Below are 25,197 nucleotides of genomic sequence, written 5' to 3' on the forward strand. Positions count from 1 at the left end.
ACTAACCTGACAAAATATAGAGATAGGTGCAAGTTAATTTATTGATTATTTACCAAAGAATTAGAAGTGTTTCTTATAGTCTGCGTAGAGTTAACAAAAGAAAGCCACAGAACGAACAAATATCAATGAGTTGTTAAAAAAGAAAATAAATTTACCATAAAAGTGTAAGAATATTCTGCTATATCTTATTTTCTTTTTTAGGATAAATAAAAATATATTCATATTTAAGAAAATAGAGTAAAAATAGAAAAATGTAAAATAGTGTAATATATAAGAAAAACGTATTTACTTAGAGGTCACTCCAAGCTTTATACTAAACGCTACTGTTTAATAGATGATGTATTTTCATAAATAAAAAATAATGATGAAGGTTCTTCATTTTATTTGAATTTTATTTTACCGCTTATTAAGTGGTGTTAGGAGGCGAAATGGATATATCCACAGTCATTCCATTATCTACGTACTACTCGTATTTAAAACGGTTTGTGATTTCACCAACCACGATGGGTACTATCGCGCCTTCATCTCGTTGGTTATGTTATGAAATGCTGGATAAACTCAATTGGCAACAGGACATTCAAGTTGCTGAATTAGGTGCTGGCACGGGTGTTATTACTCAACAGATCTTAAAAAGAATGTCGGTGAATTCCTCATTAGATGTTTTTGAAATAGAACCTAGTTTTGCAACAGAATTAGATAAAATTAATGATCATCGATTAAGAGTTTATACAGCATCGGCGGAGAAATTAAATAGCCATTATAATATGATTATTTCAGGGTTACCTTTTTTATCGATACCAAAGAAAACAGGTTTAAGAATTTTAAAACGGGTACATAAAGAGTTATTAAAAACACAAGGTTGTTTTGTGTTATTTCAATATACCACTCGATATGAAAAAACGTTATCTCGTTATTTTCATTTAGAAAAGAAATTAGTTATGCGGAATGTTCCCCCTGCTTGGGTTTATTATTGCACGCCTAAAAATAATATAGGGTAAATGCAAAGCTTGCTCGACATTTATATTGTAAATAACAATTAAGAATCAATGCTATTTATTTAGATAATGTTTGAGCAAGTAAAATAACACTCTTTTCAATTTCAAGAGGATTATGAGCAGCATATCCTAATAATACGCCTTGTTTTGGGTAGGTTTGAATGCAGTAACGTGATAAAGGCTGTATAGCTAATCCAATTTCTCGTGATTTTTTCACAATATATTCTTCTGTATAACCAGCCTGTAGCCAGCAGACAATATGGATGCCAGAGTCTGTTGGTTCAACACAGAAGACATGAGATAAATGTGTTTTTATCGCATTAGTTAACACTTGATAACGTTCATAGCAGGCTTTTCTTATTCTTCTTACATGGCGGGCGTAATGCCCTTGAGACATAAATAACGCTAATGTTGCTTGTTCTAGAAAACCTGAATGCGAATCGGTGTAATATTTAGCAGCTTTAAATGTATCAACTAAAGGTAAAGGAACCACTAAAAAGCCTAAACGAAATCCGGGATACATCATTTTTGAGAATGTACCAGCATAAATAACCCGCTGGTATTTATCTAAACCTTGTAGAGATTGAATCGGTTTAGAGTGATAACGAAATTCACTATTGTAGTCATCTTCGAAGATCCACACATTATTGGATGATGCCCACTCTAATAACGCAATACGACGTGAAAGTGAGAGTGTATTGCCTAAGGGAAATTGATGAGAAGGAGTTGTAAAAACAAGTTTTGCTTCTGGACACTGCGCTATTCCTCGAGAAATATCCATTCCATCAATATCTGAACTTATTGGATGTGGTTTTATACCATAAGAAGTGAAGATACCCCGAGCACTGTCATAACCAGGATCATCTAGCCAAACAGTATCTCCCTCTTGTAATAGAACTCTAGTGGTGAGATTTATCGCTTGCTGCGTACCATTTACAATAATGATTTGTTCAGGCTGACAAAAAAGCCCTCGAGTTGATTGAACATATTGGCATATCATCTCTTTTAATGGCGTGTAGCCTGTTGGCGAATTAAATGTTGCGAGTGCTTTTTTTGATTGCCGCCAAACCCGCCCTAATAATCTTCCCCAAAGTTCATGAGGAAAAAGATCGACACAGCCAACGCCAACATGAAATGTAGGACTGCTATTGATATTGGGTTGTGACTGTTGCCAAAAAGCGTGGGCTTTTTGCATATTGGGATTTAGCGTTTCTAATGGGTTTTTGATGTGTGTTGAAGAAGTAGAGTGGATTGTTTTGATCCACTGATCTGAAATAATCGCATCAGGGATTGTGCTTGCAACAAAAGTACCAGCACCGCGCCGAGTAAATAAATAGCCTTCATCAATTAAACGTTCAAATCCTGCAATAACAGAGTTACGAGAAATCGACATCATTTCAGCTAATGTGCGACTTGATGGTAGACGGCTACCTGATGTTAAGCGCCCATCTAAAATCGCTTTTCTAATTGCGTGATAAACCTGAGAGCCAATAGGCCCTTCTTCTAAAACAAGGTTAGGAAAATAAGCTGTTTTTTTCTGTTTCATAAAGTGGACCCTATAAAAACACAAAAAGTGTACCTTATTGGGAACCAAAATTAAACGTACCATGGCCACGATTAAAGGCAGGCGATACTTTTTTATCGCATTGATGAAAGTAGAAGGAAGTGAAGAGATGAGCACAACACCAATAACTGTTTCAATTCAGTTTGTTGAACAAGAGCATTATGCTCAATGGTTGCCATATTGGTTAAGTTATCAAGCATTTTATAAAGTCGAGTTATCAGAAGAGACCACATTAACAACATGGGCGCGTTTTTTTGATGAAAAAGAGCCGGTTTATTGTGCCGTCGCAATGGAAGGTGAAAAGGTATTGGGTTTTGTTCATTATCTTTTTCATCGCTCAACATGGGCTGAAAGTGATTTTTGTTATTTAGAAGATTTATTTGTTTCACCAGATACGCGTGGTCGCCATGTCGGTAAGCAACTTATTGAATTTGTTAATCAACAAGCAAAACAGCGTAATTGTGCCCGTCTATATTGGCATACGCAGGAAACTAATTTACGAGGACAACGCTTATATAACTGGGTGGCAGAAAAACCGGGTGTGATTGAATACCGTATGGCGCTGTAAAAGAACGTTAGGTAGAACATATAGGGTATAAAAGAGATGGTAAGATTTACCAGCTCTTTTCTGAGTTAGGGTTATTTATTTGATTTAATTTAGGTTAATTAAACTCGTGTTGGCAATAAAACTCATTGCCAACTTTTTTGGCTTCTTCACACGCTTGTTTCATTAATTCGTCAGCTTTTTGCTTATTGGGTTCAATAATATGATATTGACCAGAAAACATAAAAGAAGCCATTGCTTGAGCAAAGCCTTCAAAAGTCATTTCGTTCGCTTTCGTAAACCACATATTGGCTTTTTCAGTATCTGCAGGCACATTACCAACACCGCTATAAAGCACACCTAACCAAATTGGCGCATAGACAAATTCGGGTTGATGAGTTGTGGCGGCTTCTTCTAGTAATACAATGGCTTTTTTGTAATCTGTTTCACCAGATAAAGGTGATATTAGTGTTGTTGCTAGACTTATTTTTCCTCTTATACTTCCTTTATTTGTAGCGATTGTTGCTAATTTTCTCGCTTCAACATAATGGTTTTTAAAATAAGGATCAGCATTAAATAAATAGAGATCAGCAAGTAATGCATAGGCATCTGCATAGTCGTTTTTTATGGACTCATTAGCCCACAATTGTGCATTAAGTAAGTTTTTTTCTACACCCGTTCCCATTAAATACATTTCGGCCAACTGATATTGAGCTTGTGCATTGTGATTGAGTGCTTCTTTGCGAGTATCTTCAAATTTTCTTTTGTCTTGTTCTTCAAAATTTGCCTGCAAAGAAAACGAGCAAACAAGAGTAAGTAGGGTGGTAAAGGTTGAAATATATTTCATAAATGTCATGTAGAGTACCGTTTGTAATGATTTTGAAAATCTTACCAATAATAATGGTATAAAAGCAGTTTATTTCTTCGAGTTAATCAAATAAATAACAATATTGGGAGAGCGATAATGGCGATTGACCTTAGCAATCTTGTCACTGAAAGTAGAAATCATAACAGTGAAAATATAGACACACTTTCAACATTAGGCATGCTAAAAGTCATTAATAATGAAGATAAAAAAGTGCCATTAGCCGTCGAGAAAGTGTTACCTGAAATTGCTCAATTAATTGATAAGGTTGCAATTGCTTTTTCTCAAGGTGGTCGTCTTATTTATTGCGGAGCAGGCACCTCGGGACGATTAGGGATTTTAGATGCCAGTGAATGTCCGCCAACTTATGGCACACCTCATGAAATGGTGATTGGTTTAATTGCGGGTGGGCATAAAGCTATTTTACAAGCTGTTGAGAATGCTGAAGATAATGCGCAATTAGGTGAAGAGGATTTACGACAACTTAATTTTAATAAGCAAGATATTTTAGTGGGTATTGCAGCAAGTGGCAGAACACCTTATGTGATTGGTGCATTGAATTACGCTAAATCATTAGGTGCAACAACAGGGGCGATAAGTTGTAATCCTGAAAGCCCGATTGCCAGACTTGCTGATATTGCTATTACACCAGTTGTGGGTGCAGAAGTGATAACCGGATCATCACGTATGAAAGCGGGTACAGCACAAAAGCTTATCTTAAATATGATCACAACAGGGGCGATGATAAAAATCGGCAAAGTTTTTGGTAATTTAATGGTGGATGTTGAAGCAACCAACGCCAAACTTGTTGAACGTCAAATTCGTATTGTAATGCAAGCAACAGAGTGTGAAAGAGCTATCGCTGAAGACGCGTTATCACAATGTCATCGCCACTGTAAAACGGCAATTTTGATGATCTTAGCAAACGTAGATGCACAGCAAGCCACACAGATGCTTACACAAAATAGAGGGTTTATTAGAAAGGCATTAGGTGAGTGATTAAATCGTTTTAATTTTTATCACTTAATTTTCTTAGGTATTGTGCCAACTGTTGGCTATTTTTAGCTCCTGTGGCTGCATCAACGGTTAAATTTTCCAATACATCATCAACATCTATTATTTTTTATACCATTGCGATAAAGAAAAAACATAGTGACAAAAAATGCAGTTCGTTTATTACCATCATTAAAAATATGGCCTCGAGAAATGGCGATCCAATAGGTTGCAGCTAGCTCATAAATATCTGTTATTCCTTCATCATGAGTACGATTTTGTACTCTGTAAATAAGTGCCTCAGCTCTTCTGGGCTCAGGCATTCCTGCAACACCAGGAAGTTGTTTTAAGATCTTATCATGAATAGCGGTGTCTAAAACTTCAGAAATATGAGCCCGAGCTTGAGTGGAGGTATAAGTATGCATAATATTTTCTCACATTATTTAATGTACATTTGAATTGAACATTTCAGGTGTGCAATTTTCAATTTATAAAAAATGAAGCTCACTAAAATTAGAAAATTGTTATAACAAAAAAGCCAGCAAATACAATGTATCTACTGGCCTAATGATGGGCTGTAAACCGCTAAGAAATCTTACTCAATATTTTGGATCTGCTCACGCATTTGTTCAATTAAAACTTTCAATTCAATGGCTGAATTGGTGACTTCTGTATTAATTGATTTTGAGGCTAACGTATTGGATTCACGGTTAAATTCTTGCATCATAAAATCAAGACGGCGGCCTACCGCTTCCTTTTTCACTAGAATTTTGCGTGTTTCTTTAACGTGAGCTTCTAATCTATCAAGCTCTTCAGCAACATCTAAACGCTGCGCTAGCATCACTAACTCTTGTTCTAAACGATTATTATCAATTTGAATTTGCGCTTCTTCTAATTTGCTGGTTAAGCGTTCACGTTGCCATTGTAAAATTTCTGGCATTTGTGCTCTTACTTTAATGACTTCTTCGCTAACTGCATCTAAACGCTGCTCAATTAGTGCTTTAAGTGCTTGTCCCTCGGTTTCACGGCTAGCAATAAAAGCATCAATTGCCAAATCTAATTCCGCTAAAAGCTCAGTACCAATGGCATCTAAATCTTGCTCTTGTGCTGAAATAACACCTGGCCAACGTAAAATATCAAATGGGCTAATAGTGCCTTCATGGCTGTGGCTTTTTACCCAGTTGGCAGAAACAATGAGTTGTTTGGCGAGGTTTTCATCCAGATTAAGTTCGCCTTGAAAGCGAGCATTAAGATCAAAGCGTAAGTTACATTCAATTTTACCGCGTGTTAAGCGATTACGTAGACGTTCACGAATAACAGGTTCTAAACTACGTAATTGCTCAGGCAAACGAATATAAGTTTCAAGGTAGCGTTGGTTTACGGAACGCAGTTCCCATGCAGCGCTACCCCAGTCTTTTTTAATGTCTCGGCGAGCAAAAGCGGTCATGCTACGGATCATAATAGGGTCTCAATAGTGTAAAAGATAATACGATTATAACCCTATGCATCAATACAAGGATAGGCATAAGCCATTTTAGGTCGTATAATGCGCCCCCAATATGTCAGAGAAAGCGGAGATAACACCATGCGTCCAGCAGACAGACAAGCAAACCAAGTACGTCCTATTACCATTACTCGCCACTATACAAAACATGCTGAAGGTTCTGTATTAGTTGAATTTGGTGATACTAAAGTCTTGTGTAATGCCACTGTAGAAGACGGTGTACCACGTTTTCTGAAAGGACAAGGGCAAGGATGGGTGACCGCAGAATACGGCATGCTTCCTCGTGCAACAAATAGTCGTAATGCTCGTGAAGCGGCTCGCGGTAAACAAACGGGTCGTACTATGGAGATCCAGCGTTTAATTGCTCGCTCATTACGTGCCGCGGTTGATTTAAAAGCGTTAGGTGAATTTACCATCACCGTCGATTGTGATGTTATTCAAGCAGATGGTGGCACACGTACCGCCTCTATCTCCGGTGCTTGCGTCGCGTTAGTTGATGCTTTAAATAAAATGGTTGAAGAAGGCAAACTGAAAAAGAGCCCTCTTAAATCAATGGTTGCTGCTGTGTCTGTGGGAATTGTTGATGGTGAACCATTATGCGATCTTGAATATGTTGAAGATTCAGCCGCAGAAACAGATATGAATGTGGTGATGATCGATGATGGCCGTATGATTGAAGTTCAAGGTACGGCAGAAGGTGCGCCATTTAGCCATGAAGAATTACTTGCTTTACTCGCCCTTGCTAAAGGGGGATTAGAGAAAATATTTGAAGCGCAAAAAGAGGCGCTGAAGCAATAAATTTTATTTTTAAGGCGACTGAAAAGTCGCCTTTTTTATGCCTAAAATTTATCATCAAGTAACGTAGAGAGGAGAAAGAAATGAAAGCCTACCAACGCCGCTTTATCGAACTAGCATTAGCAAAAAATGTCTTGAAATTTGGTGAGTTCACACTGAAATCAGGAAGGGTGAGTCCTTATTTTTTTAATGCCGGTTTATTTAATACAGGGCGTGATTTGGCTTTACTGGGGCAGTTCTATGCGCAAACATTATTAGATAATAATGTGTCTTGTGATGTGTTGTTTGGGCCCGCTTATAAAGGGATACCTATTGCAACTACAACGGCAGTCGCATTAGTTGAACATCATGATATCGATATCCCTTACTGTTTTAATCGTAAAGAGGCTAAAGATCATGGTGAAGGAGGAACGTTAGTCGGAAGCCCATTGAAAGGTAATGTTGTGATTGTCGATGATGTTATTACGGCAGGTACTGCAATTCGTGAATCAATGGAAATCATCAAACAGCATGATGCAACGCTTTCTGCCGTATTATTAAGTTTGGATAGACAAGAGAAAGGGCGAGAAGCACTCTCTGCAATACAAGAGTTAAAACGCGATTATCAATGCCAAGTGTATTCGATTATTACTTTGGATGATTTAATTAGCTACCTAAGTGAGAGCGAAACTTTGTCTGAGTATTTACCTGCAGTTAAAGCTTATCGTGAGCGCTATGGCGTGAATTAATAAAGTTAATAAGCGATAAACAAGTTGGTCGATTATAGATAAAAAAAGCCCTCGCCCAATTATGGGCGGGGTGAGTAGTACAATGAAGCTTCTGTGATAAATATCACAGATATTGAAATATAAAAAGGACTTTTACTGCAGGGGCAAAGCGAGTTGCTAATGCCACAATGTAGGAACTGCACGAGTGCCATTCCTGATAAATACATATAGGTAACTATGTGTCAGAAGACGCATGTTAACACAAATAAGAAAAAAACGGCATATCTGTAAATTTCAAATTGTTGAGTTAAATCACGAGTCCATCATTTCATTGTAACTGTGCCAAGATTAATGGCCATCGGGCTTCAAATTCTTGAGTGGGCTGATAGCGAAATTCAGTGCGAACAAAGCGCGCTAGCATACCTTCACAAAAAGCGAGTAATTGTGACGCAAGTAACGCTTCATCATGCAAGAAAGCACTACCTTCACGGATCTTACGCTCTTTAATAACTTGTCGTAGTTGAACCTCAATGCGCTCATAAAGTTGGTTTATTCGCCCTTGCAATCTATCTTGTTCAAACATTAATGCATGGCCCGTTAAAATACGAGATAGTCCTGGATTTTTCTCAGCAAAACCAAGGATCAAGATAAGAATTAAGCGAATTCTGGCTATCGTTTCTTTTTCGTCTTTTAAAATCAAATTAATACGAGAAACTAAGCTGTCTTCGATAAACTCAATCAAGCTATCAAACATTTTGGTTTTACTTGGGAAATGTCGATAGAGTGCAGCTTCAGATACACCAACATTGGCGGCAAGCTTTGCCGTTGTGATGCGCTGACTACCATCACTTGATTCCAACATTTGGGCAAGTGACTGTAAGATTTCATCCCGTCTATTTCTTTTCTTTTTGGTTTCTTTTTCTTCTGCCATGACTGATAAGGCCCCTGCTAAAAGCAAAACAAATCAGTAAACCTTTGCACTAAGGTTTTAGTGCAAAGGGAGTGATATCGTCATTGATATAATTAAATGCAAGACGTCTTTATTATTGGCGGCCGGAGTGACCAAAGCCACCGCTACCACGTTCCGTTGCGGTAAAATCTTCAACAATATTAAATTCAGCTTGAACGACAGGTACGATAATCATTTGAGCGATACGCTCACCCGGTTCGATAGTGAACGCTGTTTGACCACGATTCCAAACTGACACCATGAGTTGACCTTGGTAGTCAGAATCAATCAGTCCCACTAAGTTACCCAATACAACACCATGTTTATGGCCTAACCCTGAACGAGGAAGCACCATTGCTGCTAATCCTTCATCGGCAATATGTACAGCAAGACCTGTAGGTAATAATTCGGTTTGCCCTGGTTCAAGAACCAATGGTGCATCAAGGCAAGCGCGTAAATCTAAACCAGCAGAGCCTGTTGTGGCATAAGCAGGAAGTGGATATTCTTGACCAATACGTGCATCAAGGATTTTAACATCAATTTTTTTCATCATAATGTTTGGCTATCTCGTCAAGTAGGCGATGGCTAAGTTGTGCTTTACTACTGTGTGGTAAGCGCGTTTCTCCATTAGCCCAAATAAGGTGTAATGCATTGTTGTCACTGTTAAAGCCTTGATTTTCTATTGAAACATCATTGGCACAGATTAAATCGAGCTGCTTTTGTTCTCGTTTTTTGCGGGCATATTCTTCCACATTCTGGGTTTCGGCTGCAAATCCAACAACAAAAGGACGGTGTTCAACCATCTTTCCGACACTCGCGACAATGTCGGGGTTTTTTACCATAGTGATGGTGACTTCATCACCTTGTTTTTTTATTTTTTCAGCCGCGATAAGTTTAGCGCGGTAATCTGCAACTGCAGCGCAACCAATAAAAATATCTTGTGAAGGTGCGATTAACATCACTTGTTCATACATGTCTTGTGCACTTTCAACGTCGATACGTTTAACACAAGCGGGTGTCGGTAATGTGACAGGCCCAGCAATAAGCGTGACATCAGCTCCACGTAGTGCGGCTGCGTGTGCAATTGCAAAGCCCATTTTTCCAGAGCTATGATTGCTGATAAAACGTACCGGATCGAGTGCTTCACGAGTAGGCCCTGCGGTGATTGTAATTTTTTTACCTGCAAAATCTTGTGGTTGTAAAGTAAGTTGTTTTTCCGCTAATGAGACTAGCTCTAAAGGATCGAGCATTCGCCCTGGTCCTACATCACCACAAGCTTGGCTACCAGAGTCAGGCCCCCAAATTAAACAGCCTCGCTGCTCTAAAGCTGATAAATTTTCTTGTGTAATTGTGGCTCTGTACATTTGCTGATTCATTGCTGGCGCGATAGCGATCGGTGCGCTACTCGCTAAACAGAGTGTGGTAAGTAAATCATTTGCCATCCCCACTCGTAAGCGTGCAATAAGATCGGCGGTAGCGGGTGCAAGTAGAATTAAATCAGCCCATTTGCCTAATTCAATATGCCCCATAGCGGCTTCTGCAGCAGGATCAAGTAGGTCATCTGCTACAGGGAAGCCAGAAACGGCTTGTAATGATAATGGTGTGACAAAAGCATGTGCTGCGGGTGTCATTACAACACGGACAATCGCGCCTTTATCACGTAAACGGCGTACAAGTTCAGGTGCTTTATAGGCCGCAATACCACCACTGATACCAAGAATGATCTTTTTGTCGTGAAGTGTAGTCATGATGAAATGCCTAAGTACATAAATAATTGCCCATAATTTTACCACAAGGTCATCGTGAATTCGGAATTCTATGTAACTTCATGTTTTATAGATTAAATTTATGCGATTTGTCTCGCATAAATTTAATATGTGTCTTTTTTATACAAGATTAGCAGTTTATAGTAAGTTAACTGTATAAAACAACAGTTGTTTTGCGATTAGCATTTAATGATGAGTGATACTTCGCCTAAATTTTAATATTTATGTGAAGAAATAAAATAGATCATTAATCCCACTGTCTTTACGTATTAAGGAGTCCACGGATGGAAAATCAATCGGTTAGTGAACTGTTACCTAGAGAAAAATTGTTACTTTATGGCGTGGAATCACTCACTGATATTGAGTTATTGGCGCTCTTTTTGCGCACCGGCACTTATGAAAAATCTGTATTAGAATTGGCGGCTTTTCTACTTAAAGAGTGTGGTTCTCTTTATCATGTTATTAATGCTGATTATGAAACATTGGGGCGTTTTAAAGGTGTCGGTGTAGGAAAGTTTACTCAATTGCAAGCTATCAATGAAATGGCACAGCGTTTTTCCACAACACAATTTATGTATAAAAATGTTTTATCTTCTTCAGAGGATACAAAGTATTACTTACAAAAACTATTGCATTGGCGAGACAGAGAAGTGTTTGTGGTACTTTTTCTTGATAATCAAAATCAATTGATTGCATTTGAAGAGATGTTTAAAGGAACAATTAATCGTGTAGAGGTTCATCCTAGAGAAATTGTCCGTCAATCAATAAAAAAGAATGCAACATCTATTATTCTTGCTCATAATCACCCTTCTGGTGTTTGCGAACCGAGTCTCGCAGATAAAGAAATAACAGAAAAAATTTTTCTTGCTTGCCAATTAGTGGGCGTAAATGTACTCGATCACCTTGTGATAGGGCATGATGATTGTGTTTCTTTTGCAGAACGAGGTTGGTTATAGCAAATATTTTTGTAATTATTGTCAATCTTTATTTGTACGGGTCTTGAGCGTTGAGGCCATTGGGCGTATACTACGCCACCTTTGAGGATCTTGGGTTTGGCGAGAAGAGCCTATCTCAGCAAGTTTTTTCTGAGGTGTTTACACAGTTTTTCAATCGTTAAAAGTTGCTGAGATGGGCTCCAAAGCCTGACGAGGCGGTCAAACCTGATATTAAAGCTCGAGCTGATTAGATTTTTGGAGAATAGACATGTCCCGAGTCTGCCAAGTTACCGGCAAGCGTCCTGTGAGTGGAAACAACCGCTCTCACGCATTAAACGCGACTAAACGCCGTTTTCTGCCAAACCTGCACTCTCACCGTTTCTGGGTTGAGTCTGAGAAACGTTTCGTAACTCTGCGTGTATCTGCTAAAGGTATGCGTGTGATTGATAAGAAAGGCATCGAATCTGTATTAGCAGATTTACGTGCCCGTGGTGAGAAGTTCTAAGGAGCTGAAAAATGGCTAAAGGTATTCGCGAGAAAATTAAACTCGTTTCTTCTGCTGGTACAGGTCACTTCTATACCACTACGAAGAACAAACGCACTATGCCAGAAAAACTGGAAATGAAAAAATTCGATCCAGTTGTTCGTCAACATGTGCTTTATAAAGAAGCTAAAATTAAATAATTTTAGTTTTCTTAAAAAACCCGACCTTCGTGTCGGGTTTTTTGTTATCTGGAGCCAGCTAAGTATAACAAAGTAAAGCTATTGTGACCTTAGCTTGCTCTTTAGTTATACTATGGCTCTTTTGAATCGTCAGGTGAATGGATTGCGGATGAGTAAGTCAGCACTATCAATATTACATACAGAATCATCTTGTGGATGGGGTGGTCAGGAAATTCGTATACTGACGGAATCTCAAGGTATGATCCGCAAAGGACACCGAGTGGCATTGGTGTGTTGTCCCACATCTAAAATTGCTAAAGCAGCACCTGATTATGGTATTGAAGTTTTCACATTGCCCATTGAAAAAAAACGTCTTTCATCATTAAAAGCACTTCGTCAATGGCTGAAATTACATCATCACCAATTTGATATTATCAATACTCATAGTTCAACTGATGCATGGCTAGTTGCTGCTTCTTGTGCCACATTACGCCAATCACCCGTGGTGGTTCGAACTCGTCATGTTTCTACGGATGTTTCACGTTCATTACCAACACGATGGCTTTATCTTTCATCCAGTGCCCATGTTGTGACAACAGGTGAGAAATTACGCCAGACGCTCCATCAGCATAATAAATTTCCATTAGAAAAAATGACATCGGTGCCTACAGGAATCGATTTACAACGTTTTTTTCCTCAAGATAAACAACACGCTAGAGAAAAAATTGGAATACCGAATAAGCTGACATTAGGTATTGTTGCAACTATGCGTGTATGGAAAGGACATAAATATTTAGTAGAAGCATGGAAATCATTGCATCAGCAGTTTCCTGATTGGCAATTAATTTTTGTTGGTGATGGACCTCAACGTAAAAATTTAGAACCGATGGTGAAAGAGGCGGGACTAGAACAAAGTATCTTCTTCCTTGGTAATCGTAATGATGTGCCTGATTGTTTAAATGCAATGGATCTATTTGCATTACCTTCTTTTGGTAATGAAGGTGTACCGCAAGGCATTATGCAAGCGATGGCCTGTGGTTTACCTGTTGTTTCTACAATGGTGGGCGCGATTAGTGAAGCCGTTATTGATGGTAAAACCGGTTTTACATTAGTACCGCAAGTACAAGAATTATTAACCCGTCATTTAGCTAAATTAATGAGTTCAGATGAATTGCGTGAACAGATGGGAAAAGCAGCGCTTGAACATGCCATTTCACGATTTAGTTTAGATAACATGTTAGATAAGATGGAAAGGATCTTTATTCAGGCAATCAACGATAAAAATAAATCAGTATGATTAATGTTGATAATAAAGTCGTGAAATGATTATCTCTATTATTAACTTGGTGTATTCATCTCATTGATGAATATTTGTAATACTTTTTAGTGTATAGTCTGAAAAGTAAATGTATCATTTAAACCAAATAAAAAGCATATGGATCCAAAAAATATATTGGTTATAGCGGTAGCGCGTTTTGGTGATACATTACTTATCACTCCTGTTCTTCATGCTTTAAAGCAGCGCTGGCCCAATGCTCATATTCATGTATTTGCACATAAACGTAGTGCATGCATTCTTGAGCATAATCCTGATATTGATTGTATTAGGCCTTTTTCTAAAAAAAGAGCAGTTTGGTCTGGATGGTTACCCCATAAGCCTTATGACTTGGCTTTGGTTTACGGTAATGATAGTGAATTGGTGAACTATGCTCGTCGTCAATCTCATCATACCGTTGCTTTTGCTGATATTTCTCAGCAGCAAGGTAATACGACTTGGGTTGCGCGTCCCACTTCGCCAATGGTTGCACAAAAAGAGCGAGCCTTATTAATTAATGCATTAGGGATTTATCCGAGTTGTTGGCAATTACGTTATTTTATCAATGACGAAGAAACGGCTTTTGCACAACAGTTTTTAAAAGATAATGCATTAATTAATAAGAATATTGTTGGTTTTCAACTGCAAAGTTTTCCGGCTAAAGCCTATAGGGATTGGCCCGTAGAAAATTTTCTGCAATTAGCAAAACAGATTATTACCCATGACGCGAGTACGTACTTTTTGCTATTAGGTAGTCAGGAAAGCCAACAATTATCCATTGATTTAGCTAAAAAGATCGGTGAAGAGCATTGTTTAGCCTTAGCGGGTCGAGTTTCAATGCGACAAAATGCGGCGATTATGGCAAATTTATCGCTCTATGTAGGGGTAGATACAGGGCCTACACATTTAGCAGGGGCTTTAGATATCCCAATGGTGGCGCTATATCATAGCTATCACCCAGGATGTTATTTAGCACCATTACAACATTCTTGTTGTCAGGTTATCCAACATCCAACATCGTTGGAAAATGCCCACCGTGAAGACAATATGGCTGAAATATCAGTTGAAGAAGTGTGGAATGCAGTGCGTAATATCATGAATGGAATGAAGGTGAAAAAGTAATCCATGAAGATCGGTATAATTGATGTCACAATCACCATGTCTTATGGCGGGATCCAAACCGCGGTTTGGGAGCTTGCTAAGCAACTGCATGATGCTGGGCATGAAGTTCATCTTTATGGTGGCAATGGCGATATTCGACACAATCTGGCAGGACGCCAAATACAGGTACACACTTATCCTTATACACCGCGGGATAAAGTTATCGATCTCGGTGGACGTTTTCGCCGTATTGTTGAGCGTTACACTTTTGCGCGGCACGCTAAAAAAGATGTTATCAACCAACATTTTGATTGGATTATTTTAACCAAACCGTTTGATTTTTTTTGGCCCTCTATGATGTCTAAATCATCCTCAACGCGTTTTTGTTATATGAGTGGAGGCACCAGCTTTTTTAAAGGTGATCGTCGGTTAGGTAAGAAAATCTCAGCATGGGTTGCATGTAGTCATTTTAATGCTTGGCAAATTCAACACCATTTTAAGCAATTCCCGAGCGTAATTTATAATGGCGTGGATATTGCAAAATTTAAGCCAATGAGTACCTCATTACGTGAGCAATTAGGAATAAGTCAGTCTACATTTTTACTCTCATTTGCAGGTCGATTAGTGGGTTGGAAAGGCTTAAGTGTGGCGATTGATGCGATTGAAAAACTAAAAGGTGAAGATGTTAAGCTCTTGATTATCGGTGCTGGTGATGATTTAGAACGATTGAAAAGTAAAGCGGTGGCGAAAGGTATTGCAGAACAAGTCATTTTTCATCAACCCGTTGGGCATAATCAATTACCTGAATTTTATGCAGCCAGTGATGCAGGTATTTTCCCAAGTACAGGAGATGAAGCCTTCGGTATTACGATTGCAGAAGCCATGGCGTGTGCAAAACCAGTGATTGCCAGCCATATAGGGGGGATCCCTGAAGTTGTCGGTAATGAAGGCACTGCGGGATTATTAGTTGCTCCTGGTAGTGCAGATGAAATTGTGATGGCGATTAATCATCTTCGCCAATTACCTGATAGAGGAAAAGCGATGGGTGAGAATGCGCGTTTGCGTATAGAAACACGTTATACTTGGCAACATTCCGCGCAACGTTTATTACAGGCATTGGCGTCATAATAATGAAGATCGCCTATCTTGATCCTTACCCAGTTCCTGACTTACGTGTTGCTTCCTTGCAAATCTTGCAAAATGTGGATGCATTTGCTCGAGCGGGTGCAGAAGTCACTTTAGTCACGCCAAAAGGACAATATCAAGATAGCGATATATTAGGTCGTTCAATTCACACTAATGCGAGCTTAGTTTCCTTAAGAGATATTCGACGTAAATGGTATTTTCCATTTAATTCACAAAAACTTTTCTCATTACAAATTGCTCGTTGGATAAAACAAAATGATGTAGATGCGTTGTTTACCCGTAACTTAAAGCTAGCGTGTTATCTTTGTGAAAATTATCCAGAAATTCCCCTCTTTTTTGAAAGCCATGAAATTTTTGCTCAATCTTTTGCTGAGTCTCATTCATTTGAGAAAAAAAAGAATCGTGCAAAATATCATAAGCTATTAAAAATGGAGAAGTTAGTTTATAGCCAAGCGACGGGTATTTTTGTTCTTACTTCATTATTAAGAGATGATATTGTTTCGCAGTATCAAGTTGTTACACCAATAATTATTGTGCCTGATGGTGTAGATTTACATGCAGTGGCGGATAGTCAGGTAGTGCCTGCTAAATTAAATCAATCTATTACTGAAGTGCTCTATTTAGGAAGTTTGCATAAATGGAAAGGTATTCCTACCATGATGCGAGCAATGAAATATCTTGATAACGCACGGTTAAATATCGCAGGGGGAACATCGGAGCAGATTAGCGGATTAACTTTATTAGCTCAAGAAATGGACGTAAAAGATAAGGTCAATTTTTTGGGGTTTGTTGATCCCAAAAAACGCTTTGAAGCGATTGCTCAGCATGATATCTGCGTACTCCCGCTTACGTTAACCAGTATTGGAAGCCGCTATACTTCACCACTCAAGTTATTTGAATATATGGCGATGGAAAAACCCGTGGTGATCTCTGATTTTCCTTCAATTCGTGATGTTGTAGATGAAAAAGCGGTAAGTTTTGCAGATAGTGGCGATGCGCAGAGTTTTGCAAAACAGATAATACAGTTAAGAGAAAACCCACAACGAGCTAAAGAAAAAACCACTCATGCCCGTTCTCTGGTTGAGAATTATTACAACTGGGATAAACGGGCTGAGGTTATTCTAAAGACAATAAAGACGTTAATTAAGTAACTTATTGTTGTTTACCTGATGGTGTGACGGATTGATTATTGAGTAAAGCGTGGCGCAGTGCCAGCATTAATCCCACCAAAATACCCACTTGATTGATATAGGCATTTTCAAATAATCCTCGTAGTACATACACTCCTAAAAATGACATCAATAGCACTAAAGCTGCTTGGCGAATAATCCCATGATTTTTTCTTATTAGCTGAATACCTTGCACAATTATTGACGAGCAAAAATAGAGAATACCCAATAGCCCTAAAATACCACCAGCAAACCAAAAAGCTAAAAAGACGTTATGGGGACCAATGGATTTTTTGAATACCCAACTTTTGTGATCTTTAACTCGCTCATTGTAAACATTATGGTAAGTTTGATTACCATAACCATAGCCTTTAATCGGTTGTTCTAGAATAAGATCAAGTGCAGCACCTTGGGTGCCATTATCAAATCGTAGTCCACTATTGGTTTGGGTTAATTTATATTGAAGTAATTTGCTGATAACGGGATTTGCCGGTAAATTTGTCGCCCCAATAAATAACAGAGCACAGATTAACGTACTGATTATTAGTAGTAACCATTGGCGATTAATGACCAAGATAAGTAGCGTACTAATTGCTAATGCCACCCATGCTCCGCGTGCTAAGGTTCCTAACATAATAAAAACAAATGCTAAACTAACAATAGCTAACAGCAACCAATTAATAATAGCGTTACGTTTTTTTAGAGCCCATAATGCTAATATAATAGGAAAGAAAAAAAGAAGAGCATAGGATATTTCCCTATGAATTAACTGACTTTTTATTGTAAAAGGCCAAATACCTTTCTGATACTCTAAATAATACTGCACCAGTTCTTTTGCCATAATCACCAACAATCCAATTGCAAAAGCTACCATCACCATCTTGGCAATATCAGTGGGTTTTTCTTTATATAATACAATCGGAAAGGTAACAGCAAAAAGCAGTAAGCCATTTAAAATAGGCTTATTTACTTCTTTGATACTAATATTTGGCTCGACAGAAATCAGTATGGAATAACCAATAGTCAGTAATAAAAACAGTAGCGAGAAAGCCAGATTATTTTTAAAAATTTTACAGATAGTTTTAAAATCACGTACCAGATACCACAGCGCTGTTGCACCAATCAATCCGATCACAATATTTTTATAACGGGTGATATCCGGTAAGTAGATCAATATAATGTAAAGCCCAATAATGGATAAATTCCACAGGGATTTTTTACTATAGTCTTTAAACACCATCATAATAATCTGCTATCGTCCTTTATACTTTTAGGGAAGCTGATCATACAATAAAAATGATGTTATCGCTGTATCTCTTATCTGATAATCATGGAGTCACCTGTGCCAGAATTGCCAGAAGTCGAAACCAGTCGTCGAGGTATTGAGCCTCATCTTGTGGGTAATGTGTTGCACTACGCCATTGTGCGTAATAGTAAATTACGCTGGCCTGTCTCAGAAAAAATAAAAACCTTATTGGATGAACCTATTTTAAGCGTAAAACGACGCGCTAAATACTTGCTAGTCGAGCTTAATACAGGATGGATCATTATTCATTTAGGGATGTCAGGAAGTGTACGTATTTTATTAGAAGAGCAACCTGAAGAAAAACATGATCATATCGATTTGGTTTTTCGTGATGGCAAGGTACTGCGTTATACCGATCCTCGGCGCTTTGGTGCTTGGCTATGGTGTGAAGATTTAGCCACAAGCACGGTATTAGCCCATTTAGGGCCAGAGCCGCTTTCGGATGAATTTAATGCCGAATATCTCTATCAACAGTCTAAAAATAAAAAAACAGCCATCAAACCGTGGTTAATGGATAATAAATTAGTGGTTGGCGTCGGTAATATTTATGCTAATGAAGCACTATTTTCATCAGGTATTATGCCAGATAGAAAAGCCAATAGCTTAACATCAGAAGAGTGTGAAGTTCTTGTTACGGCGATCAAACGGGTATTAACCCGTTCCATTGAGCAAGGTGGGACAACACTTAAAGATTTTCTACAATCTGATGGTAAACCCGGTTATTTTGCACAAGAGCTATTTGTTTATGGGCGTAAAGACAAACCGTGTTTAATTTGTGGGCAACCGATTGAAAGTATAAAGCAAGGGCAACGTAGCACATTTTTTTGCCGACATTGCCAACATGGTGAGAACGAGCGTTAAATCTTACCGAGTTTTTTTAGCATGGCGGTGGTGACAACGTCAGGTAAAAACGTAGAGACATCACCGTCATGGCGCGCAACATCTTTAATTAAAGATGAAGAGACAAATGAAAGATTTTGAGAGGGCAGTAAAAATACGCTATCAAGATCCGGTGCAAAATGACGGTTCATATTCGCCAGTTGCCATTCATATTCAAAATCAGAAACGCTACGAACACCACGAATTAAAATCGTCGCTTGTTGTTGTTTAGCAAAGTTAGCCATTAGTTCATTAAACCCCACTACTTCAACATTGGATAAATGACTCGTTACCTGTTTGGCTAAATCAACTCGTTCTTCTAAGGTAAACATCGGATTTTTACGGGCGCTATCAGCAATCGCTAATAAAACCGTATCAAACATACCTGCTGCGCGGGTTAAAATATCGATATGGCCATAAGTGATGGGATCGAAAGTTCCGGGGTAGATAGCTTTATTTTTCATTATTTACAGTCTTCTGGCTGAGTTCCCATAAAGAGGCGTATTTATTAAAGGTATACTGTGCGTTAACAAATGCCAATATCAACCCCTGTTTTCCGTCTAAAAACCCCATTCTTAATAACCAAGTCTTAAAAAAGGCGCCTAACGTATGACTTAAGATTGAGCCGAAACTGGCTTTTTTACCTTGTTGATGACGCTCTTTTGCCCATTCGGCGGCATATTTTAGCTGCTTTTGCTGAAACTCCATTAAATCACGACAAGTAAGATGTAAGAGGTCACCTTGTAATGTTTTGGTAGTTGCACCTTGGGTTTCTAACGATTCATGAACCAAATTATTGTTATATTGATAACGTTCACGAGCATATAAACGGGTCACTTTATCCGGATACCAACCACTGTGTTTCATAAAGCGCCCCATAAATAAATTACGGCGAGCACAGTTATAAACCACATTTTCTTCAGGTTGCTGCAAAATAGCTTGAATGCTGACTTTTAGTTCAGGAGTGACACGTTCATCACTATCAATCATAAAAATATAATCGCCAGTAGCATATTGTTGCGCTAGTTGACGCTGTTTGCCAAATCCTGGCCATTCACTGTTGATAAAGACTTTAGCCCCTTTTTCTGTCGCAATATGACGAGTGTTATCTTGGCTACCTGAATCCAACACAATAATTTCATCCGCCCATTGTACAGAGTCTAAGCACTCGCCAATGACATCAGCGACATTTTTACTGATCATCACCACAGAAAGGCGCTTACTTTGGCTCATTAGTGACTCCGAGGGGGAAGATAAGGTGAAAGTAAGGTAAGCAAACGCAGTAATGCTCCTTGGTTTTCATGAAGCACTTCAACGGCATGGCGACCATAGTAACGGCGATAATCTTCATCATTAAGCAGTGAGGCAATCGCGGTTGCCATTGATTCACTGTCTGTAACAGTAATTAATCCTTCAGCTTGATCAAGTTTGGCACAGATATTTTTAAAATTAAAAGTATGTGGTCCCATAATTACAGGGATAGCGTGGGCAGCGGCTTCTAAAGGATTATGACCACCACGCTCAACTAAACTTCCCCCCACAAATGCCAGATCGGCAATACCATAGAGCAACATCAGTTCACCCATGGTGTCGCCAATCACCACTTGGGTCTGTGCATCGGGTACAGCATCCGTGCTTCGTAAGGTATATTTTAGCCCTGCTTCACGAGTTAACTGTTCTGCTTTAGGAAAACGCTCTGGGTGTCGAGGCACTAAAATCAACAAAAGTTGAGGAAATTGTGTCAGTAGCTTTTTATGTGTCTCTAAAATAATACTTTCTTCGCCTTCATGGGTACTTGTTGCAATCCAAACTGGGCGATGAGCTGCCCATTGACGGCGTAAAGCAACGGCTCTTGCGGCTAATTCAGGGGTAACTGAAATATCAAATTTTAGGCTACCTGTAACATGCAAATGTGAACGTTTAAGCCCTAATTCGATAAAACGCTCACCATCTTCTTGGTTTTGAGCGGCAATTAAGGTGATCTTTTGCAGCATCGTTTTGACGAAACTGCCCAATTTCTGATAACCAGCGGCAGAGCGTTCTGATAAACGAGCATTGGCGATAATCAACGGAATTTTTCGTTGATGCAGTTTTGAAATTAAGTTAGGCCATAACTCTGTTTCCATTATGATCACCAGTTTGGGGTCAACCGTTTTAAGAAAACGATTAACTGAACCGGGTAAATCATAAGGAAGATAGACATGGTAAACATCATCACCAAACGCAGAACGCACACGCTCCGAACCTGTCGGAGTCATGGTCGTGACTGTTATAGGTAAATCAGGATAGTGATGGCGAAGGGCGCGAACAAGCGGTACTGCGGCGAGAGTCTCACCGACAGAGACGGAGTGCAATAATATCCCTTGAGGCACGACTTTGCCTTTGCAAAAGCCATAGCGCTCTCCCCACCGTTTTCGGTAGGCGGGGGCTTTACGGCTGCGTAATAAAAGACGCAACCAAATCAGAGGTTGAATAAGGTAAAGAAGTACCTGATATAAACGCAACAACATGCTATCAAATTCACTTATCTAGACGAACGCTTATAGTATCACACTGTGTGGGATAAAGTGTGTAAAAACAAACGTTGTGGCATTAAACAACGCGGTATAATGCTTTTTTATTAATTTTAACAGGCTTTATTCAGGAAACTTGATAGAATTTTTTTTATAATCAAATCACATCGCTAATTATTCAAGTATATTTGGAATGCTATGAGTGAAAAAATGAAGTTAATACAAAGGGTTCTTATTATTAAGTTACGACATCATGGTGATACTTTGTTAATTACCCCTGTTATTAATACATTAAAAGCTAACTTTCCAAATGCTGAAGTTGATGTCTTAATCAATAAAGAAACGATGCCAATGATTGAGCACTTTTCCTCTATTCATCATATCTTTGCACTAGACAAAGCTTGGAAAAGTGAAGGGAAGCTGGCAAGGTTACGTCATGAATGGAAGTTAATAACCGATTTAAGAAATCAACAATATGATGTTGTTATAAACTTAGCCGATCAATGGAATAGCGCAATAATAACGCGTTTTACGGGGGCTAAAATTCGTGTTGGATATGATATTTATAAACGTCAAAGCCCTATTTGGAAAAAATGTTTTACGCATTTGATCCCGCTAGGTTCTGTAGATCAAAAACATATTGTTGAGCAAAATTTAGCGCTCTTGCAACCATTACAGTTACCTAAAATAGATACCCAAGTATCAATGGTATATAGTCATCAAGATAAATATATCGTTACCGAAAAATTAAAAGTACATAAAGTATTGGGTAGCTATATTGTTATTCAACCGACATCTCGTTGGTTTTTTAAATGTTGGGATGAAAATAAATGGTCGGAATTAATTGATGTTTTAGAACAAGAAGGAAATCAAATTGTTTTAACATCAGGTCCCGATCCAAGAGAGCAAGAGATGGTTGAAACTATAATTAAAGGGTGTACTTCAAATAGTGTGGTTTCATTATCAGGACAACTCTCTTTACCTCAACTTGCTGCGTTAATTGATCATGCTCGTTTATTTATTGGCGTTGATTCCGTTCCCATGCATATGGCCGCAGCACTTAAAACGCCCCTTATTGCACTCTTTGGGCCCTCAAAATTATTTCATTGGTCACCATGGGAACATATTGGTGAAGTGTTATGGGCGGGAAATTATGGTGAACTCCCCGATCCTGATGATGTCAATACCAACACAGAAACGCGTTATCTCAGTTTAATACCTGTCGAAGATGTACTGAATGCCGTAAGGGGACAACTAAAATGAATTCATTCCGATTGGCTATAGTGCGTCAAAAATACCGACCTGATGGGGGGGCAGAACGTTTTGTTTCTCGAGCACTTGAGGCATTAGATAATCAAGCTGTAGAACTTAATGTGATCACGCGTTCATGGATTGGTGCAGTACAACCTCAGTGGCATATTCATATTGTCAATCCAATGAAATGGGGGCGAATTAGCCGTGAAAAAGGTTTTGCTCGAGCAGCAAGACAATGTTGGCAAAAAGAAAAGTTCGATTTAGTGCAAAGTCATGAGCGTATTGCAGGATGCGATATTTATCGTGCAGGAGATGGTGTTCATCACCGCTGGTTATTACAACGTTCGCGCGTTTTAAGCCCATTGCGTAGTCAATTATTGCTAAATAGTTGTTATCACCGCTATGTAATGACGGCTGAAAAAGAGATGTATCATTCACCAGAACTAAAACGCGTTATATGTAATTCAGAGATGGTAAAACGTGAAGTGATGGAAGACTTTGGTATTGAAAGTGAACGTATTAGTGTAATTTATAATGCAATAGATAATCAGCGATTTTTTCCAGCAACAACACTTTATCGCGAACAGTTACGCCAGCAATACTATATTCCAATAGAAGCGAAATGTTTTATTTATGTGGGCTCAGGGTTTGAACGTAAAGGCTTAAAAGCGGCCATAGAAGCAATTAGTTGTACAAATGCACATTTACTTGTTATTGGACAAGATAAAGAACAGAAAAAATATCAGCAACTCGCTCATCAATTAAAAAGTCATGATCGAGTTCATTTTTTAGGTGTGCAAAAAGATACCTTACCTTTATATCAAATGGTAGATGGTTTATTGTTACCCACTTTATATGATCCTTTTCCTAATGTTGTTTTAGAAGCAATGGCATGTGGTTTACCAGTGATCACTAGTTATACCTGCGGTGGCTCTGAATTTATTGAGCAAGGTGTTAATGGCTTTGTCACTGATGCACTAGATATTTCGGCAATGGTAAATGCAATAGAGACAATTTCTGCCGATAATCTTGATAATAAAATGTCTAAAGCTGCCCGAAATAAGATATTGCCTTATACGCCAGAGCATTTATCTCAACAACTGATTGGGCTTTACCAAAAGGTTCTTAGTTTATGAAGGAACATATCCTTTTTATTATTGATGGATTACCTGGTGGCGGTGCTGAAAATGTCACTATCAGGTTATGTCATGGCTTAAGCCAGCGTGGTTATGCTGTTACGTTACTCTCTTTAGCAGAAAAGTGTGATTATTCTATTCCCGCTAATATTGAGTTATTGATTGATGCAGATAGTTACCGTGGGTTATTTTATCGGCAAACTGAACTGAAACGTCGAGCAAAATCAATGGATAATACGTTAAAATCATTATTTGCGCGTAAAGGTATTCCATCACTGGTTGTCTCGAATTTGCATAAGACAGATAGAATCGTCGCTTTATCTAAAGAGTTGGCAGATAAAAATACGTGGTATTGCATTCATGGCATTTTTTCCCAATCTTATTTAGGTAATAAAACAGGTTTTTCTCGTTGGTTAAAACAAAAGAAGATCCAAAAAGTATACCAAGGGAAAAATATTATTACGGTTTCCAATGCAGCAGGGCAGGATTTGATCCAAAATGTGGGGGTATCACCACAACAATTAAAGACAATTTATAATCCGTTTGATATTCAGGAAATTAGAAATTTAGCTTTAGAAAGTAATTCTTATCAGGGACAAGATTATTTACTGCATATTGGTCGTTTTCATGAAGTTAAACGACATGACAGATTATTAGAAGCATTTGCGTTAGCGGATTTACCTTGTAAATTATTTATTGCAGGACAAGGCTCTTCTGAGGTGACCACTAAAATTAAAAATAAAATAGCAGAGCTTAATTTAGAAGGTAAAGTAAGTTTAATTGGTTTTTTAGCAAACCCATTTGCGGTTATTAAAGATGCAAAAGCGGTTGTTTTGAGCTCTGACAGCGAAGGTTTAGGTAATGTATTAGTCGAATCCTTGATTTGTAATACCCCTATTGTCAGTACCAATTGCCCTGGTGGTATTGGTGAGATTATGGAAGGTGAACTTGCGTCCTATAAAGCTGAGTTAAATGTAGCATCCTTAGCGGAAAAAATGCGGTTGGTTTATTTTACGCCACCTAAAATCACACCAGAGATGTACCAAAAATTTGATATTAATGAAGTGATTGATCAGTACATATCACTTATTAAGTAAT

Annotated in this window: 26 protein-coding genes and 1 pseudogene; 16 read left to right on the top strand and 11 right to left on the bottom strand. The window is 38.4% G+C overall.

Annotation, left to right across the window (positions count from 1 at the left end; all coding sequences use genetic code 11):
• The first annotated feature begins 428 nt into the window (after positions 1 to 428).
• Entirely contained in the window at positions 429 to 998 is a 570-nt protein-coding gene (locus tag H1225_RS15770; RefSeq protein ID WP_072064709.1) for a class I SAM-dependent methyltransferase, read from the top strand.
• 55 nt (positions 999 to 1,053) lie between these two features.
• On the opposite strand, the gene pdxR is transcribed toward H1225_RS15770, so the two are convergent.
• Positions 1,054 to 2,541 carry a MocR-like pyridoxine biosynthesis transcription factor PdxR gene (pdxR, locus tag H1225_RS15775; RefSeq protein ID WP_109398971.1) on the bottom strand — a complete coding sequence of 496 codons (1,488 nt, stop codon included), beginning with the start codon at positions 2,539 to 2,541 and terminating at the stop codon, positions 1,054 to 1,056.
• Positions 2,542 to 2,668: 127 nt separating this feature from the next.
• Here pdxR and H1225_RS15780 point away from each other — a divergent pair, with 127 nt between their 5' ends.
• Positions 2,669 to 3,127, top strand: coding sequence for a GNAT family N-acetyltransferase (locus tag H1225_RS15780; RefSeq protein WP_115065719.1), 459 nt, complete (start codon positions 2,669 to 2,671; stop codon positions 3,125 to 3,127).
• Between the two features lie 94 nt (positions 3,128 to 3,221).
• Here the strand turns inward: H1225_RS15780 and H1225_RS15785 are convergent, their stop codons facing one another.
• The gene (locus H1225_RS15785) at positions 3,222 to 3,959 is read right to left on the bottom strand and encodes a tetratricopeptide repeat protein (RefSeq protein ID WP_109848246.1); all 738 of its coding nucleotides are present in this window, start codon (positions 3,957 to 3,959) and stop codon (positions 3,222 to 3,224) included.
• A 108-nt stretch (positions 3,960 to 4,067) separates the two neighbouring features.
• Between H1225_RS15785 and murQ the strand changes: the two genes are divergently transcribed.
• Positions 4,068 to 4,967, top strand: a complete 900-nt coding sequence (gene murQ, locus H1225_RS15790; protein WP_006534261.1) for an N-acetylmuramic acid 6-phosphate etherase — start codon at positions 4,068 to 4,070, stop codon at positions 4,965 to 4,967.
• Between the two features lie 10 nt (positions 4,968 to 4,977).
• On the opposite strand, the pseudogene H1225_RS15795 reads toward murQ, so the two are convergent.
• Positions 4,978 to 5,386: pseudogene (locus H1225_RS15795) on the bottom strand (type II toxin-antitoxin system death-on-curing family toxin).
• Between the two features lie 170 nt (positions 5,387 to 5,556).
• Positions 5,557 to 6,420, bottom strand: coding sequence for a YicC/YloC family endoribonuclease (locus H1225_RS15800; RefSeq protein WP_072064702.1), 864 nt, complete (start codon positions 6,418 to 6,420; stop codon positions 5,557 to 5,559).
• Positions 6,421 to 6,546: 126 nt separating this feature from the next.
• Here H1225_RS15800 and rph point away from each other — a divergent pair, with 126 nt between their 5' ends.
• Positions 6,547 to 7,263, top strand: a complete 717-nt coding sequence (gene rph / locus H1225_RS15805; protein WP_072064701.1) for a ribonuclease PH — start codon at positions 6,547 to 6,549, stop codon at positions 7,261 to 7,263.
• A gap of 80 nt (positions 7,264 to 7,343) precedes the next feature.
• Positions 7,344 to 7,988: an orotate phosphoribosyltransferase gene (gene pyrE, locus H1225_RS15810; RefSeq protein ID WP_072064700.1), complete on the top strand. Its 645-nt coding sequence runs from the start codon at positions 7,344 to 7,346 to the stop codon at positions 7,986 to 7,988.
• Between the two features lie 307 nt (positions 7,989 to 8,295).
• On the opposite strand, the gene slmA is transcribed toward pyrE, so the two are convergent.
• The 3 genes from slmA to coaBC all read right to left on the bottom strand — a co-directional run bounded on the left by slmA (position 8,296) and on the right by coaBC (position 10,664).
• Positions 8,296 to 8,898, bottom strand: coding sequence for a nucleoid occlusion factor SlmA (gene slmA, locus H1225_RS15815; protein ID WP_072064699.1), 603 nt, complete (start codon positions 8,896 to 8,898; stop codon positions 8,296 to 8,298).
• A gap of 112 nt (positions 8,899 to 9,010) precedes the next feature.
• Positions 9,011 to 9,469, bottom strand: coding sequence for a dUTP diphosphatase (gene dut, locus H1225_RS15820; protein ID WP_006534255.1), 459 nt, complete (start codon positions 9,467 to 9,469; stop codon positions 9,011 to 9,013).
• Entirely contained in the window at positions 9,453 to 10,664 is a 1,212-nt protein-coding gene (coaBC, locus tag H1225_RS15825; protein ID WP_239739249.1) for a bifunctional phosphopantothenoylcysteine decarboxylase/phosphopantothenate--cysteine ligase CoaBC, read from the bottom strand. Before coaBC ends, dut begins: the two co-directional genes overlap by 17 nt.
• A gap of 302 nt (positions 10,665 to 10,966) precedes the next feature.
• Here coaBC and radC point away from each other — a divergent pair, with 302 nt between their 5' ends.
• The 7 genes from radC (at position 10,967) to H1225_RS15860 (ending at position 16,993) form a co-directional block, all read left to right on the top strand.
• On the top strand, positions 10,967 to 11,638 hold the full coding sequence (radC, locus tag H1225_RS15830; RefSeq protein WP_109406973.1) for a RadC family protein: 672 nt from the start codon (positions 10,967 to 10,969) through the stop codon (positions 11,636 to 11,638).
• Positions 11,639 to 11,885: 247 nt separating this feature from the next.
• Entirely contained in the window at positions 11,886 to 12,122 is a 237-nt protein-coding gene (gene rpmB / locus H1225_RS15835) for a 50S ribosomal protein L28 (protein ID WP_036914542.1), read from the top strand.
• A gap of 11 nt (positions 12,123 to 12,133) precedes the next feature.
• Entirely contained in the window at positions 12,134 to 12,301 is a 168-nt protein-coding gene (gene rpmG / locus H1225_RS15840) for a 50S ribosomal protein L33 (protein ID WP_006534250.1), read from the top strand.
• 148 nt (positions 12,302 to 12,449) lie between these two features.
• Positions 12,450 to 13,577 carry a glycosyltransferase family 4 protein gene (locus tag H1225_RS15845; protein ID WP_161670752.1) on the top strand — a complete coding sequence of 376 codons (1,128 nt, stop codon included), beginning with the start codon at positions 12,450 to 12,452 and terminating at the stop codon, positions 13,575 to 13,577.
• A gap of 138 nt (positions 13,578 to 13,715) precedes the next feature.
• Complete coding sequence (locus tag H1225_RS15850) at positions 13,716 to 14,717, top strand: glycosyltransferase family 9 protein (protein ID WP_006534246.1); 1,002 nt, start codon at positions 13,716 to 13,718, stop codon at positions 14,715 to 14,717.
• 3 nt (positions 14,718 to 14,720) lie between these two features.
• A complete protein-coding gene (locus H1225_RS15855; protein WP_115064986.1) occupies positions 14,721 to 15,824 on the top strand; it encodes a glycosyltransferase family 4 protein in 1,104 nt (367 codons plus the stop codon).
• Entirely contained in the window at positions 15,824 to 16,993 is a 1,170-nt protein-coding gene (locus tag H1225_RS15860; RefSeq protein WP_115065720.1) for a glycosyltransferase family 4 protein, read from the top strand. The genes H1225_RS15855 and H1225_RS15860 overlap by 1 nt, the downstream gene beginning before the upstream one ends.
• Position 16,994: 1 nt before the next feature.
• Here the strand turns inward: H1225_RS15860 and rfaL are convergent, their stop codons facing one another.
• Entirely contained in the window at positions 16,995 to 18,254 is a 1,260-nt protein-coding gene (gene rfaL, locus H1225_RS15865; protein ID WP_109848251.1) for an O-antigen ligase RfaL, read from the bottom strand.
• Positions 18,255 to 18,353: 99 nt separating this feature from the next.
• Here rfaL and mutM point away from each other — a divergent pair, with 99 nt between their 5' ends.
• Positions 18,354 to 19,178, top strand: coding sequence for a bifunctional DNA-formamidopyrimidine glycosylase/DNA-(apurinic or apyrimidinic site) lyase (mutM, locus tag H1225_RS15870; RefSeq protein WP_072064691.1), 825 nt, complete (start codon positions 18,354 to 18,356; stop codon positions 19,176 to 19,178).
• On the opposite strand, the gene coaD is transcribed toward mutM, so the two are convergent.
• From coaD to waaA, 3 genes are read right to left on the bottom strand one after another with little or no spacing between them, the layout of a single operon-like run.
• On the bottom strand, positions 19,175 to 19,660 hold the full coding sequence (gene coaD / locus H1225_RS15875; protein ID WP_239739250.1) for a pantetheine-phosphate adenylyltransferase: 486 nt from the start codon (positions 19,658 to 19,660) through the stop codon (positions 19,175 to 19,177). The genes mutM and coaD overlap by 4 nt on opposite strands.
• Positions 19,650 to 20,429: a glycosyltransferase family 2 protein gene (locus H1225_RS15880; protein ID WP_109848253.1), complete on the bottom strand. Its 780-nt coding sequence runs from the start codon at positions 20,427 to 20,429 to the stop codon at positions 19,650 to 19,652. Before H1225_RS15880 ends, coaD begins: the two co-directional genes overlap by 11 nt.
• Complete coding sequence (gene waaA, locus H1225_RS15885) at positions 20,429 to 21,706, bottom strand: lipid IV(A) 3-deoxy-D-manno-octulosonic acid transferase (RefSeq protein WP_072064689.1); 1,278 nt, start codon at positions 21,704 to 21,706, stop codon at positions 20,429 to 20,431. Before waaA ends, H1225_RS15880 begins: the two co-directional genes overlap by 1 nt.
• Before the next feature lie 201 nt (positions 21,707 to 21,907).
• Here waaA and rfaQ point away from each other — a divergent pair, with 201 nt between their 5' ends.
• From rfaQ to H1225_RS15900, 3 genes are read left to right on the top strand one after another with little or no spacing between them, the layout of a single operon-like run.
• Positions 21,908 to 22,972: a putative lipopolysaccharide heptosyltransferase III gene (gene rfaQ / locus H1225_RS15890; protein ID WP_239739252.1), complete on the top strand. Its 1,065-nt coding sequence runs from the start codon at positions 21,908 to 21,910 to the stop codon at positions 22,970 to 22,972.
• Entirely contained in the window at positions 22,969 to 24,099 is a 1,131-nt protein-coding gene (locus tag H1225_RS15895; RefSeq protein WP_161729730.1) for a glycosyltransferase family 4 protein, read from the top strand. The genes rfaQ and H1225_RS15895 overlap by 4 nt, the downstream gene beginning before the upstream one ends.
• Positions 24,096 to 25,196 (top strand): glycosyltransferase, encoded by a 1,101-nt coding sequence (locus tag H1225_RS15900; protein ID WP_161729731.1) that lies wholly within the window; start codon positions 24,096 to 24,098, stop codon positions 25,194 to 25,196. The genes H1225_RS15895 and H1225_RS15900 overlap by 4 nt, the downstream gene beginning before the upstream one ends.
• Position 25,197 lies beyond the last annotated feature (1 nt).

Source organism: Proteus penneri, from assembly GCF_022369495.1.
GTDB lineage: Bacteria > Pseudomonadota > Gammaproteobacteria > Enterobacterales > Enterobacteriaceae > Proteus > Proteus penneri.